The 14,363-nt window shown below is 64.1% G+C and carries 17 protein-coding genes; 8 read left to right on the forward strand and 9 right to left on the reverse strand.

The window, feature by feature from the left end; genetic code table 11:
* Positions 1-34 precede the first annotated feature (34 nt).
* Genes AC1DIM_RS06465 through AC1DIM_RS06480 form a run of 4 tightly spaced genes read right to left on the reverse strand, consistent with a single transcriptional unit; the run spans position 35 to position 3,300 of the window.
* Positions 35-886 carry an amino acid ABC transporter permease gene (locus AC1DIM_RS06465; RefSeq protein WP_477709666.1) on the reverse strand — a complete coding sequence of 284 codons (852 nt, stop codon included), beginning with the start codon at positions 884-886 and terminating at the stop codon, positions 35-37.
* Positions 883-1,530: an amino acid ABC transporter permease gene (locus AC1DIM_RS06470; protein ID WP_477709667.1), complete on the reverse strand. Its 648-nt coding sequence runs from the start codon at positions 1,528-1,530 to the stop codon at positions 883-885. The genes AC1DIM_RS06465 and AC1DIM_RS06470 overlap by 4 nt, the downstream gene beginning before the upstream one ends.
* Before the next feature lie 59 nt (positions 1,531-1,589).
* Complete coding sequence (locus tag AC1DIM_RS06475) at positions 1,590-2,489, reverse strand: glutamate ABC transporter substrate-binding protein (RefSeq protein ID WP_477709668.1); 900 nt, start codon at positions 2,487-2,489, stop codon at positions 1,590-1,592.
* A gap of 55 nt (positions 2,490-2,544) precedes the next feature.
* Positions 2,545-3,300, reverse strand: coding sequence for an amino acid ABC transporter ATP-binding protein (locus AC1DIM_RS06480; protein ID WP_477709669.1), 756 nt, complete (start codon positions 3,298-3,300; stop codon positions 2,545-2,547).
* A 116-nt stretch (positions 3,301-3,416) separates the two neighbouring features.
* Between AC1DIM_RS06480 and AC1DIM_RS06485 the strand changes: the two genes are divergently transcribed.
* The 4 genes from AC1DIM_RS06485 to AC1DIM_RS06500 all read left to right on the forward strand — a co-directional run bounded on the left by AC1DIM_RS06485 (position 3,417) and on the right by AC1DIM_RS06500 (position 6,290).
* Positions 3,417-4,202: an LOG family protein gene (locus tag AC1DIM_RS06485; RefSeq protein WP_477709670.1), complete on the forward strand. Its 786-nt coding sequence runs from the start codon at positions 3,417-3,419 to the stop codon at positions 4,200-4,202.
* A 23-nt stretch (positions 4,203-4,225) separates the two neighbouring features.
* A complete protein-coding gene (locus tag AC1DIM_RS06490; RefSeq protein ID WP_477709671.1) occupies positions 4,226-4,645 on the forward strand; it encodes a DivIVA domain-containing protein in 420 nt (139 codons plus the stop codon).
* 8 nt (positions 4,646-4,653) lie between these two features.
* A complete protein-coding gene (locus tag AC1DIM_RS06495) occupies positions 4,654-5,889 on the forward strand; it encodes a hypothetical protein (protein WP_477709672.1) in 1,236 nt (411 codons plus the stop codon).
* Between the two features lie 233 nt (positions 5,890-6,122).
* On the forward strand, positions 6,123-6,290 hold the full coding sequence (locus AC1DIM_RS06500; RefSeq protein ID WP_009357720.1) for a DUF3117 domain-containing protein: 168 nt from the start codon (positions 6,123-6,125) through the stop codon (positions 6,288-6,290).
* 59 nt (positions 6,291-6,349) lie between these two features.
* On the opposite strand, the gene AC1DIM_RS06505 is transcribed toward AC1DIM_RS06500, so the two are convergent.
* Entirely contained in the window at positions 6,350-6,982 is a 633-nt protein-coding gene (locus AC1DIM_RS06505; protein WP_477709673.1) for an O-methyltransferase, read from the reverse strand.
* Between the two features lie 229 nt (positions 6,983-7,211).
* Here AC1DIM_RS06505 and sigE point away from each other — a divergent pair, with 229 nt between their 5' ends.
* The 3 genes from sigE to AC1DIM_RS06520 all read left to right on the forward strand — a co-directional run bounded on the left by sigE (position 7,212) and on the right by AC1DIM_RS06520 (position 9,163).
* Positions 7,212-7,829, forward strand: a complete 618-nt coding sequence (sigE, locus tag AC1DIM_RS06510) for an RNA polymerase sigma factor SigE (protein ID WP_477709674.1) — start codon at positions 7,212-7,214, stop codon at positions 7,827-7,829.
* 8 nt (positions 7,830-7,837) lie between these two features.
* The gene (locus AC1DIM_RS06515) at positions 7,838-8,683 is read left to right on the forward strand and encodes an anti-sigma factor (protein WP_477709675.1); all 846 of its coding nucleotides are present in this window, start codon (positions 7,838-7,840) and stop codon (positions 8,681-8,683) included.
* Positions 8,684-8,752: 69 nt separating this feature from the next.
* Positions 8,753-9,163 (forward strand): twin-arginine translocase TatA/TatE family subunit, encoded by a 411-nt coding sequence (locus AC1DIM_RS06520; protein ID WP_477709676.1) that lies wholly within the window; start codon positions 8,753-8,755, stop codon positions 9,161-9,163.
* Positions 9,164-9,187: 24 nt separating this feature from the next.
* Here the strand turns inward: AC1DIM_RS06520 and AC1DIM_RS06525 are convergent, their stop codons facing one another.
* Genes AC1DIM_RS06525 through AC1DIM_RS06535 form a run of 3 tightly spaced genes read right to left on the reverse strand, consistent with a single transcriptional unit; the run spans position 9,188 to position 12,355 of the window.
* Entirely contained in the window at positions 9,188-10,315 is a 1,128-nt protein-coding gene (locus AC1DIM_RS06525; protein WP_477709677.1) for an Mrp/NBP35 family ATP-binding protein, read from the reverse strand.
* A gap of 11 nt (positions 10,316-10,326) precedes the next feature.
* Positions 10,327-11,037, reverse strand: coding sequence for a DUF1003 domain-containing protein (locus tag AC1DIM_RS06530; protein WP_477709791.1), 711 nt, complete (start codon positions 11,035-11,037; stop codon positions 10,327-10,329).
* Positions 11,038-11,071: 34 nt separating this feature from the next.
* Positions 11,072-12,355 (reverse strand): magnesium transporter MgtE N-terminal domain-containing protein, encoded by a 1,284-nt coding sequence (locus AC1DIM_RS06535; protein ID WP_477709678.1) that lies wholly within the window; start codon positions 12,353-12,355, stop codon positions 11,072-11,074.
* A 77-nt stretch (positions 12,356-12,432) separates the two neighbouring features.
* Between AC1DIM_RS06535 and AC1DIM_RS06540 the strand changes: the two genes are divergently transcribed.
* Positions 12,433-13,338, forward strand: a complete 906-nt coding sequence (locus AC1DIM_RS06540; protein ID WP_477709679.1) for a YflT domain-containing protein — start codon at positions 12,433-12,435, stop codon at positions 13,336-13,338.
* A 135-nt stretch (positions 13,339-13,473) separates the two neighbouring features.
* Here AC1DIM_RS06540 and AC1DIM_RS06545 read toward each other — a convergent pair whose 3' ends face one another.
* A complete protein-coding gene (locus AC1DIM_RS06545; RefSeq protein ID WP_477709792.1) occupies positions 13,474-14,307 on the reverse strand; it encodes a carbohydrate ABC transporter permease in 834 nt (277 codons plus the stop codon).
* Positions 14,308-14,363 lie beyond the last annotated feature (56 nt).

Here is a 14,363-nt window from a genome sequence, read left to right on the forward strand (position 1 = left end):
GGATCCGCGCCCTTTGCTGCCAGTGCTCCGGCCCCTAGACTTCCGCCGGGACCGCCGCCGCCGGAATGACAGCAGCGCCGGGTTTGCGCGAGAGGCGCTTCTCCAGCCATTTGGCCAGCGCCGCCAGTATCAGGCACATGCCGACGTAAAGTACGGCGGCGACAATTGCGGCCGGGATGATCGGCGAACCGTACTGGCTCTGGCTGCCAAAGAACTTGGCCTGGAACAGGATCTCGTTGTAGGTGACGATGAAGCCCAACGCGGTGTCCTTAAGGATGACCACTAGCTGGGAGATGATGACCGGGAGCATGGCCCGGACGGCCTGGGGGAGCAGGATGCTGGTCATGACAGCGCTCTTCGGAAGACCGATTGCGTAGCCTGCCTCGCTTTGGCCCCGCGGCAGCGATTCGATGCCGGCGCGGAACACCTCCGCCAGGACCGACCCGTTGTAGAGCACCAGACCGGCCACTACTGCAATGAACGGCGTGATCCCCTGGACGCCGACCGTAGGCAGCCCATAGTAGAAGATCATCATCAGGATCAGCAGCGGCACCGCACGAAAAAGCTCCGTAAATCCGTAGCACGGCAGGCTGATCCACTTGCGGTCCGACAATCGACCGAAAGCCAGCAGAATGCCCAGCACAAGGCTTAGGACAGCCGCGGTGGCAAACGCCGAGAGCGTTGCCCCCACGGACTGGGCAATTGTCTGCTGTACGAGCGGGAACGTGAACAGTTGCCATTTCTTGGCGTCAAACTGGCCGCTTTCGGCGAAGCGCAGGATCACGAAGCCGATTATCAGGAGGATCACCAGCGCCGTCAGGACACCGAGCAGCCGGTAGCGTGTTCGGGCTTTCGGGCCGGGGGCGTCGAAGAGAACGGAGCTCATCGGGTGACCTTCCACTTCTGTTCAAGTTTTCGCTGAAGCGCGGAAAGCATGAATACGAGGATGATAAAGACCAAGGCAACCCACAGGAGCCCGGTGAGCGCGGRCTCTCCGCGTTCGGAAAGATTCGCCCGGATCGCGCCGGCCTCAAAAACGGAAAAACCTGCGGCGACTGTCGTGTTCTTGAGCAGCGCGATGAAAACACTGAACATCGGCGGAATGACTGCCCGGAAAGCCTGCGGCAGGATCACCAGGGTCAGGGTTTGGGTGAAAGGAAGTCCTATGGCGCGGGCGGCTTCAGCCTGCCCTACCGGAACAGTATTGATCCCGGAGCGGACTGCTTCCGCCACGTAGGTGGCTGTGTAGAGGCTCAAGCCGATGATGGCCGCCGTCGTGAAGTCGATCGGGACAAGTCCCAGCTTCGGGTAGCCCAGGGCAAAGAAGAAGAGCACCAGGGTCAGTGGGGTGTTACGCACAATGTTGACGTAAGCCGTCGCCGCTGCCCGCATGGCCGGAACGGGCGACACGCGAAGGCTGGCCACGATGGTGCCGAGGATCAAGGCAAAGATTGCCGAGAAGAAAAACAGTATGAGCGTATTCCGAAACCCTGTGACGAAGAGGTCGGAATTATTCAGCAGCGTATTCACAGAATCGTCGCTTTCAGCAGGTGCTGTGGGGCGGCAGTACGGCCGCCCCACAACGTTGGTTAGTAGTTATCTACTGCGGGCTGCTGGACTTTGGTGCCCGACTGTCCGAGGGTCTTGTCATAGATCTTCTGCCATACCGAACCGCCGTCGGTGAGCGTCTTATTGATGAACTGGCGGAGGGCGGTGTCGCCCTTTTTCAGTCCCACACCGTACTTTTCAGTGGTGAACGGTTCGCCCACTACCTTCAGGCTGTCAGGCTCCTGGGCAGCGTAGCCGAGCAGGATGGCCTGGTCAGTGGTGACGGCGTCAACCTGGCCGCTCTTCAGGGCTTCGACGCACTGTGAGTAAGTGTCGAACTCAGTGGTCTTGGTGTCCGGGAAGTTCGCTTTGATGTTCTGGATCGGTGTGGACCCCGTGGCAGAGCAGACATTCTTGCCCGAGAGATCCTTCTCGGTGTTGATCGTGGAGTTGTCCTTCTTGACCAGGAGACCCTGTCCCGTCACGAAGTACGGCCCGGCGAAGTCGATCAGCTGCTTGCGCTTGTCCGTGATGGAGTACGTGCCGACGTAGTARTCRATGTCRCCGTTGGTRATGGCGGACTCGCGGTTGGCCGAMGGAATSGGCTTGWACTCGATCTTGTCCTTGCTGAGGCCGAGCGAGGCGGCGATCCACTGGGCGATTTCAATGTCGAACCCGGAGTATTCGCCCGTCGCCGCGTCCTTGAAGCCCAGGCCGGGCTGGTCCTGCTTGACGCCGATACGTACCTTGCCGGCGGACTTGATCGCGTCAAACGTTGGGCTGCCCGACACTGAGACGTTTTCGGCGACCTTGTAAGGGGCTTCGTCCGCGCTGGAGGTTGAAGTGCCGCCGCCGGTTCCGCCGCAGGCGCTGAGACTCAGCGCCAAAGCCGCGGTTGCTGCCAGCAGCATCGGCTTCTTCCGTAGTGAGAATGTCTTCATCAGGTACCTTTCATTGGTGGCTGCGGGTGAGCGGCCGGGTGCGAGTGCGAAGTGGTCAGTGGGTGAGGAGCTTGGACAGGAAGTCCTTTGCCCGGTTGCTCTGGGGATTGGTAAAGAACTCTTCGGGCGTTGCGTCCTCCACGATTTGACCGTCGGCCATGAAGACCACGCGGTCAGCTGCCTTACGGGCGAAGCCCATTTCGTGCGTGACCACAACCATGGTCATGCCTTCCTTGGCCARTTGGACCATGACGTCCAGGACYTCGTTGATCATCTCGGGGTCAAGGGCGGACGTGGGCTCATCGAAGAGCATGACCTTAGGCTTCATGGCCAGCGCGCGGGCAATGGCCACTCGCTGCTGTTGGCCGCCGGAGAGCTGTGCGGGCAGCTTCGGGGCCTGCGCACCCACTCCGACACGTTCCAGCAGAGCCATCGCTTCCTTATCCGCCTGCGCCTTGGGCGTGCCCCTGACTTTGGTCAGTCCAAGGGTGACGTTCTCAAGGATGGTCTTGTGAGCAAACAGGTTAAAGGACTGGAACACCATGCCGACGTCGGCCCGCAACCGGGCGAGCTCCTTGCCTTCCTCCGGCAGCACCTTGCCATCAATGCTGATGGTGCCGCCCTCAATGGTTTCCAGGCGGTTGATGGCGCGGCACAGCGTGGACTTGCCCGAACCTGAGGGTCCGATGACAACAACCACTTCGCCCTTCTTGACCTGGAGATTGATGTCCTTCAGGACGTGCAGCTGACCATAATGCTTATTCACACCATTCAGGGAGACGAGCGCGTCGCCGGGCACATGAGTAGTCATAAGAAGAATCTAGCGAACAAAGACCGCTTATGACGGGAATCACGCCATGTTCACGCGGAATCGTGATTCAAGAGATACCTGTCACTGGCACGTCACCGGGGCACTAGCCTAGGGGGATGAGCATCAACGCAGATCCGGCAAAATCCACTCAGCCGCGCCGTAAGGGTCCCCTCGAACTACGCCGCAAACAGGCAGCTGTGGAGATGTCCGATCAGCATCTGCTCGATACCAAGGGCGCAGGGCAGTTCGTCCATTCCGATCCGTGGCGGGTCCTTCGGATCCAAAGCGAATTCGTGGAGGGGTTCGGGGCCCTCGCGGACCTGGGGCCGGCCGTCAGCGTGTTCGGTTCGGCGCGAACCAAACCGGGGAGCCCGTTCTATGAAATGGGCATGGCGGTGGGCAGGCACCTGGCAGCCGCCGGCGTGGCGGTCATTACCGGCGGGGGACCGGGGTCAATGGAGGCTGCCAACCGCGGCACGGTGGAAGGCAACGGCGTCTCCGTTGGCCTGGGCATCGAGCTGCCCTTCGAACAGGGACTGAACCAGTGGGTGGACCTGGGCATCAACTTCCGCTATTTCTTTGCGCGGAAGACCATGTTCGTCAAATACGCCCAAGGCTTCATTGTTCTTCCCGGCGGACTGGGGACCCTGGATGAACTTTTTGAGGCGATGGTCCTGGTCCAGACCCGGAAAGTGACCTCCTTCCCGATCGTGCTCCTGGGCGTCGACTTCTGGGGTCCGATGGTCGAATGGATCCGCGGCACACTGGTTGCCGAGGGCATGGTTTCCGAAAAGGACCTGGACCTGATCCAGGTCGTGGACGATCCCGCCGAAGCGGTGGACCTGGTGCTGCACGGCACGGTCCGGGCCCCCTCAACTAATGGGGAGCAGCGGCCCGAATAGGCTGCCCGTCCGGATCTGGCACGATGGGTGCTGTGAGTTTTTTCCTGGTTTTCCTCGCTGTTGTGCTGATCGGTGCCACCCTTTGGGCCGGCGCCGGTGGCTCCCGCGGCATCCTGGGCGGCGTCCGCCGCAACCTGGGACGGGGCGCCAAGCCCACCGCCGCCCCTGCGGACGATGTTCCTCAGGGCGGAGGGCTGCTTTACGCGGGGTTCGCCCAGCCCCCGGCCAACCTGCCGCCGGTGCTGCTGCCGGCGGATGCGGGGCCAGCCGACGTCGACCTTGTCCGGTTCTCGCTGGGCCTCCGTGGCTACCGGATGGACCAGGTGGACCAGGTCCTTGACGATCTGCGCGACCAGCTGGCTGCCAAGGACGCCGAACTGGCGCAGCTCCGGACCCGGCTGCTCGACATCGAACGGGCGGCTGCGCCGGAGCCCGGCGCTTGAGCACTGATATGGGTGACAGGACGGGCCCGACGGCGTCCATCACCGCCTTTGGCGCCCGCGCCAAGGGCCTCATCCGGGGTTGGCCGTGGTGGCTGCAGGTAGCCGCCCTTTATGTCACGGCCCGCCTGGTCAGCGCCTGCATCTTTATCGCCGCTGCCCGGCACCAGGGGCCCAATCCCTGGTTTCCTCCCGCGCCCGACTACTGGAATTTCATCAACATCTGGGATGCGCGGTGGTATGACCGGATCGTCACTGACGGGTATCCCTCAACGCTGCCTACGGACGCCGCGGGCAACGTGCAGGAAAACGCATGGGCCTTCTACCCGCTCTTCCCTGCACTTGGCCGGGCGCTGGCAGGCCTGACGGGAGCCAGCCCGGCCGCGGCGCTTACGGTGGTGGCAATGCTTTCCGGACTGGGCGCCGCCCTCGCCGTGTACTGCCTGTTCAGGCACAGGGCATCGCACGGTACGGCGCTGTGGGGAACGGCGTTCTTCGCAACCTTTCCCGCCTCGGCCGTCCTCCAGGTTCCCTATGCGGAACCCCTTACCATTTTCCTCCTGGCCACCACGCTGCTGTTGGTGGTCCGGCAGCACTATCTATGGGCCATGCCGGCAGTGGTGCTCCTGTGCCTGTCCCGCCCGGTGGGTGTTCCGTTTGCGGCCATGCTTGGACTTCTCCTGATCGCCAGGGTGGTGGAACGGATCCGCACCGGCCCGGCAGGGGCCCACGGCGTGCGCGAGCTCGTGGCCCTCGCCGGCCTCACCGCCCTGTGCAGCGCCGCTGCACTCTTCTGGCCGGCCGCGGCCTKGGCCGCCACGGGCGACATTGCCGCCTATACCAAGACCGAAACGGTGTGGCGGGGCGACGACCTGGTGCCCTTCAAACCTTGGTTTGATACTGGCGTGGACCTTTTCGGTCCTGTCCTGGGGATCCCGGCGCCGTTCGTCTTCACGGCACTTTTTGCGCTCCTGCTCTTCTGCAAACCGGTGGTCAGGCTTGGTGCAGAGCTCCGCCTGTGGTGCGCCTGCTACATGGGGTACCTCCTGCTGTTCCTGCACCCCCAAACCAGCACCTTCCGCATGCTGCTTCCGCTGTTTCCGCTGGCACTCGGGGCGGCGCTGCTGTCCCGCTCGAGGGCCTACCGCGGCACCGTCCTGACCATGTTCGTCCTGCTCCAGATCGTGTGGATCGTCTGGTTGTGGGCGTGGGCCCAGCTTCCGGGCGGCGGCGATTATCCGCCGTGATGGTCCACGGCACCGCTCCGGCGGATCAGGGAATCCGACGCGGCCGTAAATGTCCATCGATTAGCTACGCGCGGGTAATTACAGGATAATAGGGAGTAAGCAGGGACAGCAGGATTCAGAATGTTCAGCAATGGCGGCATCAGTACGGGCCGCCATGGCGGCTTGATTTGACCACGCGGACACAGCCCGCCCGGGCTGTTATGTCCTGGGACTAAATGGAGGGGAAATTCCTCATGGCGGCTATGAAACCACGCACGGGCGACGGCCCTATGGAAGTCACCAAGGAGGGCCGCAGCCTGATCATGCGCGTACCGCTCGAAGGCGGCGGCCGTCTTGTGGTGGAACTTAACGCTGCGGAGGCGGCCAACCTTAAGGAATGCCTCGTGGGCGTTACCGAATAATTTCGGGACCGGGTCACCCGTGGGGCGAGGGTCCGCAGCTACAGGCTGCGGGCCCTGTTCTATTTCTTGACGGCTACCAGCAGGCCGTCGCCGGTGGGCAGCATCGCTGAGGCCAGCCGGTCGTCGTCGCGGATTGACTTGCCTACCTGGCGCAAAACCACGGTGTTAGTTTCACGGGCGGCCGGGTTGGCGACGCGGTCCTTGTCCAGGGCGTCGTTGATGATGAGCAGTCCACCGGTCTTCAGCAACCGGACGGCCTGTTCCACGTAGCCAGGCAGGCCGGGCTTGTCGGCGTCGATGAACACCAGGTCATAGGCGGCATCGGTCAGGCGCGGCAGGACATCGCCTGCACGGCCGGAGATGGTCCGGGTGCGGTTCGCTGGGCTGCCGGCCTCCGAAAACGCTTCGCGGGCAGCCTTCAGGTGCTCCACGTCAACGTCGATGGTGGTGAGCACGGCATGGGGACCGAGGCCGCGAAGAATGCAGACACCCGAGACGCCAGCGCCCGTTCCGATTTCGACGGCGGTCTGGGCTTTGGACCCTGCGGCCAACACCGTCAGGACCGCGCCGACACCCGTCCCGATGGGGGTTACGCCTAACTCGAAGGAGCGCTCCCTGGCACGTACCATGACCTCGTCCTCGGCGGGCAGATCTTCAGCATAGGACCAGCTCGTGGACTTGTCGGCGCTCATGGGGGATTCGCTTTCTGGGCGGCAGGGGAGTGTCTAGTACAGCCTACTGTGTCCCATCGTGTCAGCCGCGGAAGGAATCCGTTGCGCCGTCGGCTGAAGGGCGCCGCCGGTCAGGAAATTCCCAGCCAAATTTGAAATGATTGAGATCCGCTCATCCGCGAGGTGATCGGCGCCGAACCAGAGATGTCAACAGTATCCGGGCGATAGCAATCCACGATGGGAGTGGACGATGTCAGCATCAGATGTGACACCTGTCCCTGCAACAGAACTTTCCGCCGGCGCATGGGTTCGTCCCACCTGGGAAGAAGTGGTGGCCAACCACTCCGCTAAGGTGTACCGGCTCGCTTACCGCCTGACGGGAAACAAGTTCGACGCCGAGGACCTCACCCAGGAAGTGTTCGTGCGCGTCTTCCGTTCCCTGGAAAACTTCAAGCCGGGAACCCTCGATGGCTGGCTGCACCGGATCACCACCAACCTGTTCCTGGACCAGGCACGCCGGAAGAGCCGGATTCGCTTCGACGCGCTGGGCGAAGACGCGGAGTCCCGGATCCCCGGGCGTGAGCCCGGTCCCGAGCAGAGTTTCGAGCTGAACAATCTCGACCTCGACGTCCAGGCCGCACTGGAGGAATTACCGCCGGACTTCCGCGCCGCCGTCGTATTGTGCGATCTGGAAGGCCTCTCCTACGATGAAGTGGCCGCCGCGCTGGGAGTAAAACTTGGCACAGTGCGTTCGCGGATCCACCGGGGACGGACCATGCTGCGTGAAAAGCTGGCCCACCGGGACCCCCGCCCACAACAAGGCCGGAAGCCAAAGCTGTCGCTGCCGCGCATCGCCAGCATCCTCTGATCGGCACCATGACGCTCCAGAACCCCTTCGTCCGCCGGCACCACCGCGGAGCCGAGCATCTTCAGCGTTGCGCCGAGTGCGCAGCGGCAGTCAAGCGCGAACGCCAATACATAGAGCGGCTCCGCGAGGCCGCCGTGCCGCCAGCCAGCGACGACCTGACAGCCCGACTGCTGGCCCGGACCCAACTCCTGGCCGCCGCTCCGGAGCGGGTCCCGAGCCAGCACCCCGGTGCGCGGGCACTTGCACTCACAGCCGGCGGCACGGCGGCAGCGGCCGGCATCCTTGCCGTCAGTGCCTTCGCGTTGGCAGGGGACACTCTTCCCGCGGCGGGCACGGCCATCCACGCGAGCCTGACGCAGCACGCCGCCCAACTGCCGGCGGACGGCGGGGCGCTTACCGCCCCGCAACTGTCAGCGCTTCGAGCGGAGGGTTGGGTGTGCCCGGGGTTCGAGTCCCTGGGCTTTCAGATCCGGAGTGCCAATGCCGTCACGCTGAACGGCCTGCCGGCTGTGGAGCTGCACCTCTCCGACGGGCAGCACTACGCAACCGTGGTGGAGCAGCATCCCGGCTGGGCGGCAGCAGTCACCGGGGCGTTGGTGGTCAGCAGCCTGGCTCCCTGGACGGCCACCTATGCGACGGCCGAGGGGACGTTCCGCGTGGAGTCCGACCTCCCTGCTGGCAAGGCCGATGACACCCTTCCGGTGCTCGAGCAGCTCAGTTCCGTCGCCGCGGAAGGCATCGATGCAGGCGCCAGCACGGGGCCGGGCGCCGACCCGGCAACGGCCGGTGACGAATCGCCGGCAGCCCGCCTGGAACGCGGAATCCTCAAAATCGGGGAGATTCTGGCGGGGTAATGATGGCACTGTCTCGGCCCGGTGGGCACGAATCGTCAGAGCGGCTTCGGAGAGGGTAATCTTCCTAAAGTGTTTGGAATCAACGGCCCCGAGTTCTTTGTGCTGCTGATCATCGGCATCCTGGTGATCGGTCCCAAAAGGCTGCCGGAATATACCCAGAAACTGGCAAACCTGGTCAAAGAAGTCCGCCGCATGGCCTCCGGTGCGCGCGAGCAGATCAAGGAAGAAGTCGGGATCGACATCGAGGATGTCGACTGGAAGAAGTACGATCCCCGGCAGTACGATCCGCGCCGCATCATCAGGGAGGCCCTCTTGGATGATGACACCAAGCCCGTTAGCCAAGGGGCGCCCGCCGTTGTGGCCGCCGTCTCGGGCGCTGCAGCCGTCGGAAGCGGATCGGGGGTACCGGTGCGGCCGGAACGCGTGGTCCAGACCCTGCCGCCGGGCGCGCCCGCCCCGTTCGACTCCGAGGCTACCTAGCCCCGCTCCTTTTCAGCTGTTGCGTCAGCGCGGCTGCAACCCCAGCTTCAGCCCCGTCAGTCCCCGCGGTTTGGCAGCGAGTTTTCCGGCAATCCTATTCAAGGCAATGGCGGCCGGCGTCTCCGGCCGGCTCAGCACGATGGGCGCGCCGGTGTCGCCGCCCTCGCGCAGCAGGATGTCCAGCGGGATCTGTCCCAGCAGCGGAACCTCGGCGCCCACCGTCGCAGTGAGCCTTTCAGCGAGGATCGCCCCGCCACCGCTTCCGAACAGTTCCATCCGCCCGCCGTCGGGCATTTCCAGGTAGGACATGTTCTCGATGACGCCGGCCACTGACTGTCCTGTTTGGGTGGCGATGGCGCCCGCGCGCTCGGCGACGTCGGCTGCCGCGGCCTGTGGAGTGGTGACCACCAGGATCTCTGCCTTGGGCAGCAGTTGGGCCACGGAAATCGCGATGTCGCCAGTGCCGGGCGGCAGGTCGAGGAACAGGGCGTCGAGGTCACCGAAGTAGACGTCGGTCAGGAACTGCTCCAAGGCGCGGTGGAGCATCGGGCCGCGCCAGGCGACGGGCTGGTTCCCGGTAACAAACATGCCGATGGAGATCACCTTGACGCCGTACGCCACCGGCGGCAGGATCATGTCGTCCACCCGGGTGGGCGCCTGCGTAATGCCCATCATGGCCGGAACTGAGAAGCCGTAGACGTCGGCATCCACGATGCCAACGCGGAGCTCCTGCGCGGCGAGGGCACAGGCCAGGTTGACGGTTAGGGAGGACTTGCCCACGCCGCCTTTCCCGCTGGCAACAGCGAAGACCTTGGTCAGCGACCCGGGCTCGTTGAAGGGAATGCCGCGCTGGTTCCCGGCCCCGCGCAGCTGCTCCTTCAACGCATCACGCTGGGCCTGGTTCATCACCTTCAATTCAACCTCGACGGCGGTCACACCGGGAACGGCCGACAGTGCCCGTTCGGTGTCGGCCGTGATGGTGCCCCGCAGCGGACACCCGGCGATCGTGAGCAGGACTGCCAGCCTGACCGATCCATCGGGGGAGATATCAACCGAATCCACCATGCCCAGTTCCGTAATGGGACGGCGGAGCTCAGGATCTATCACAGTTGCCAGGGCAGCGTGGACTGCCTGCTCCAGGGTGGCGCTCATTCGGGCAGGGCTCAGCTTTCGGGGGTAGGGATGTGCGTCGGGATTACGGGGTCCGGATCTGTAGCCCCGCCCGCGGCGGGGCCTGTGGCGGCATGGCTGGGTTTGACCTTCTGGACCTGTTGCGTCCGGGGCGCGCGCTGTTTGTCACGCTTTTCCTTCAGCTTTTCCTTTATTTTCTCCCGCGGTGACTCGTGGCTGCCGGCCCCGGCAGGATCGTGGGTGYGGAGTTCTTCCTGGGCTTCCAGCATGTCCTCAAGAAGGGTCCGTAGCTCCGCCCGGACGTAGTCGCGGGTGGCGACCTCGCGCAGGGCGATCCGCAGGGAGGCAAGTTCCCGGGTCAGGTACTCAGTGTCGGAGAGGTTGCGTTCAGCACGCTGCCTGTCCTGCTGCAGTGACACGCGGTCACGGTCATCCTGCCTGTTCTGGGCGAGCAGCAGCAACGGGGCCGCATACGAGGCCTGGAGGGACAGCATGAGGGTCAGCAGCGTGTAGCCCAGCGCCTGCGAGTCGAACTGCCACTGCTCCGGCGCAAAGGTGTTCCAGACCAGCCAGAAAACGCAGAACACGGTCATGTAAACCAGGAACTGTGGCGTGCCCATAAACCGGGCAAAGCCTTCCGTGGCATGGCCAAACGCGTCGGGGTTGGGGGAAAACTTCGGGAGCATGCGCTGGCGGCCGCTCAGGGGTGTGTCCAACCCGCCCGTGGACGGAGTCTTGGCCATAGCGCGCTGGCCGGGATTCTTGGGGGCGCCGGTGTCAGCCAATGCGGCCTCCCAGTCTTCTTATCGGGACTTCGCCATCGTTGGCTCGCCAGTCGTCGGGCAACATATGATCCAAAACGTCATCAACAGTCACCGCCCCCACAAGCCGGCCGTCGTCGTTGACCACGGGGAGCGAGTTCAGGTTGTAGGTTGCCAGGGTCCTGGCAACTTCACTGATGTGGGCTTGGTCTGACAGCGGCTCCAGGTTCTTATCCACAAGGTTTCCCAGTGGCTCGAACGGCGGGAACCTCAGCAGTTGCTGGATGTGGACCACGCCCAGGAAACGGCCGGTGGGGGTTTCCAGGGGAGGCCGCGCGACGAAGATTGATGAGGCCAGTGCAGGGGACAGCTCCTCACGGCGGACGTGGGCCAGGGCTTCCGCGACTGTAGCCTCCGGCGGCAGGATCACCGGAACCGGGGTCATCAGGCCGCCGGCCGTGTCCTCGTCATATTCCAGCAGCCGGCGGACGTCCTCGGCCCCTTCAGGTTCCATCAGCTGCAGCAGCTCTTCGGCCTGCGCATGAGGCAACTCGCCCAGGAGGTCGGCGGCGTCGTCCGGATCCATTTCCTCCAGGACATCGGCTGCACGCTGGAGATCAAGGGCGGAAAGGATCTCCACCTGATCGTCCTCTGGGAGTTCCTGCAGGACGTCGGCGAGCCGTTCATCCTGGAGTTCGCTGGCAACCTCGAAACGGCGTTTGTCGCTCATCTCCTGCAAGGCGTCGGCAAAGTCTGCGGGCTTGAGGTCCTCGTGGTTGGCGACGAACTGGGTGGCCGCCTGCGGCTCGGTTCGGGCACCCTGCAGGGCGTCGGCCCAATCGATGATCATGGTCTCGTTGCGCCGCAAGCGGCTGAGCGGGGAAAGCGAGTGGCCACGGCGGACGAAAAGTTTGCTGACAAACCAGTCGCGGGAGCGGTGCTGGTCAATGGCGATGTCTTCGATGGTGGCGTCGCCGCTACCGTCCCGCAGAGTGACGCGGCGATCGAACATTTCCGCGACTACCAGGGTCTCGGCGCCGCGCTGCTCAAACCGGCGCAGGTTGACCAGTCCCGTGGAGATGATCTGCGTCTGGTCGATCGAGGTAATGCGGGTCATCGGCACAAAGACGCGTTTCTTGCCGGGAACTTCGACGACGATGCCCACCACGTGCGGGGCGCCCCGGCTGCCGCGGGAGAGCACCACAACATCGCGCAGGCGCCCCAGGCGGTCGCCCAAGGGGTCGAAGACGTCAAGACCCAGTAGGCGGGCCACAAAGACGCGCGAAAGATTTGTGCTCACGTTTACAGGCTACCGAGTCTGCTCTCTTTTAGCTGAATCTACAGGCGGCGCACATGCAGATAGGCAACAATGGGTGTATGTCAAACATTTTTGGTGCTCCCAAGGCCGGCGGTCCCACCGGGCCGGACGACGCCCGCATGGTTCCGACTGGTGACACGGTCGGCTCGTACACCTCCTACCTGGACGCCCAGAAGGCGGTGGACTACCTCGCCGACCAGCAATTCCCGGTCCAGATGGTTTCCATCGTGGGCAACGAACTCAAGATGGTGGAGCGCGTGACCGGCCGCCTCAGCTATCCGCGGGTGGCGCTCTCCGGAGCCCTCAGCGGCATGTGGTTCGGCTTGTTCGTCGGCGTGATGCTGTCCTTTTTCGCACCGTCGCCGGGGTACTTCTCCATTCTCGCGTCCGTCCTGATGGGTGCTGCCTTTTTTATGCTGTTCGGCATCGTCACGTACGCCATGCAGCGCGGTAAGCGGGACTTCACTTCCACCAGCCAGGTGGTGGCCACCAACTACGACGTTATTGTTGCTGTGGAAGCCGCCCATGAGGCGCGCCGGCTGCTCCAGCAGCTGCCCATGACCCGATCGGACGCGGCCGCCGCTCCCTACAGCCCGCAGGGCTACCAGACGCCGCAGTACGGCCAGCCGGGCCAGCAGCACGGGCAGGCACCCGCCCGGCCTGCCGGCTGGAACGACCCCTATGGTCAGCAGGGCGCAGGCGCTCCGGCTCCCGGCACCCAGGGCCAGGCCGCCGGCCAGCCCGCAGAATCAGGCCAGGGCATGCAGCCGGAGGGTGCACCGCAGCCGGCGAAAGCGCCCGCTGCGGCCGTCCGCTACCCCGACCTTCCGGACGGCCGGCCCCAGTATGGGGTCCGCGTCAGCGATCAGCCTGCTGCAGGCAGCCCAGGCTCAGGGCAGCCTGCTTCAGGTGAGCCCCAGGCCCGGAACGACTCACCGAAGGACTCAGGGGAACCAACACCCTAGGCCGGGGCCGCCCGGACGCGGGTCAGCAGCTCCGGTCTGTGCTGCCTGGGCCCTCACGCCAAAGAACTCCGTCCGCACCTGGCGATCGCTCGGGTGCGGACGGAGTTCTTTTTGGCTGCTATGCGCAGCTGCCGGCTATTTGACGCTGCCGGCTGTCAGGCCGCCCACGAGGTACTTCTGGAACATGAAGTACAGCACCACCACAGGGACCGCACACACCAGCGACGCCGCCATCATCTGCGAATACACCGGGATCGCTCCGCCCTCGACTGCTGACGCGAAGACCTGTAGTGCGACGGCCGCAGTGTGGGTGTCCGGGCGGGTGAAGACCGATGCGAACAGGACATCGTTCCAGCCGAGCAGGAAGGCAAAGATCGCGGAAACGATGATTCCGGGCCAGCTGAGCGGAATGATGATCTTGAACAGGATTCCGAGGTTCGAGGCACCATCGATGCGTGCCGCCTCCTCCAGCTCGCGCGGAAGTCCCCGGAGGTACGTGACCATCACCCACGTGGAGAATGGCAGGGCGAACGTCAGATAGGCGATGAACAGGCCCCAGAGGGTTCCAATGACCGTCACCCCCAGGTAGGTTCCCGCGGAAGAGAACAGCACAAAAACGGGCAGGAGCATGAGGGTTCCAGGGATGGACTGGAGTCCGAGCAAGCCACGCAGCACCGTCAGCCGCCCGCGGAATTCGAACCGGACCAGCACATAGGCCGTCCCGATAGCCATCAAGGCCGAGACCACGGCAGTGGCACCGGAAACGATCAGGCTGTTCCCGATGGCCTTCGCCAGGCCAACTGAGTCCCAGATTTTGGTGTAGCTGTCCAAGGAGAAACTGCTCGGCCAGAATTCGCCGCTGGCCACGCCCACGTCCGTGTTCAACGAAGCCAGGAAGATGTAGAGGATGGGGATCAGCACCAGGGCGCACAGCAGGACCGTGATGACGGCCAGCAGTGGCCTTGGCATCAGGCGCGTGACTTCCAAAGCGGCATCACGACGGATGGGCTGCTTCGCCTTCCGCT

Source organism: Pseudarthrobacter sp. 01T43 (assembly GCF_056398665.1).

What these genes read in the sequence shown, in the direction of transcription:
- AC1DIM_RS06465 (WP_477709666.1), bottom strand. Translation starts at nt 886, where the DNA reads ATGAGCTCCGTTCTCTTCGACGCCCCCGGCCCGAAAGCCCGAACACGC.
- AC1DIM_RS06485 (WP_477709670.1), top strand. Translation starts at nt 3,417, where the DNA reads ATGAGCATCAACGCAGATCCGGCAAAATCCACTCAGCCGCGCCGTAAG.
- AC1DIM_RS06490 (WP_477709671.1), top strand. Translation starts at nt 4,226, where the DNA reads ATGGGTGCTGTGAGTTTTTTCCTGGTTTTCCTCGCTGTTGTGCTGATC.
- AC1DIM_RS06500 (WP_009357720.1), top strand. Translation starts at nt 6,123, where the DNA reads ATGGCGGCTATGAAACCACGCACGGGCGACGGCCCTATGGAAGTCACC.
- AC1DIM_RS06505 (WP_477709673.1), bottom strand. Translation starts at nt 6,982, where the DNA reads ATGAGCGCCGACAAGTCCACGAGCTGGTCCTATGCTGAAGATCTGCCC.
- sigE (WP_477709674.1), top strand. Translation starts at nt 7,212, where the DNA reads ATGTCAGCATCAGATGTGACACCTGTCCCTGCAACAGAACTTTCCGCC.
- AC1DIM_RS06515 (WP_477709675.1), top strand. Translation starts at nt 7,838, where the DNA reads ATGACGCTCCAGAACCCCTTCGTCCGCCGGCACCACCGCGGAGCCGAG.
- AC1DIM_RS06525 (WP_477709677.1), bottom strand. Translation starts at nt 10,315, where the DNA reads ATGAGCGCCACCCTGGAGCAGGCAGTCCACGCTGCCCTGGCAACTGTG.
- AC1DIM_RS06540 (WP_477709679.1), top strand. Translation starts at nt 12,433, where the DNA reads ATGTCAAACATTTTTGGTGCTCCCAAGGCCGGCGGTCCCACCGGGCCG.
- AC1DIM_RS06545 (WP_477709792.1), bottom strand. Translation starts at nt 14,307, where the DNA reads ATGCCAAGGCCACTGCTGGCCGTCATCACGGTCCTGCTGTGCGCCCTG.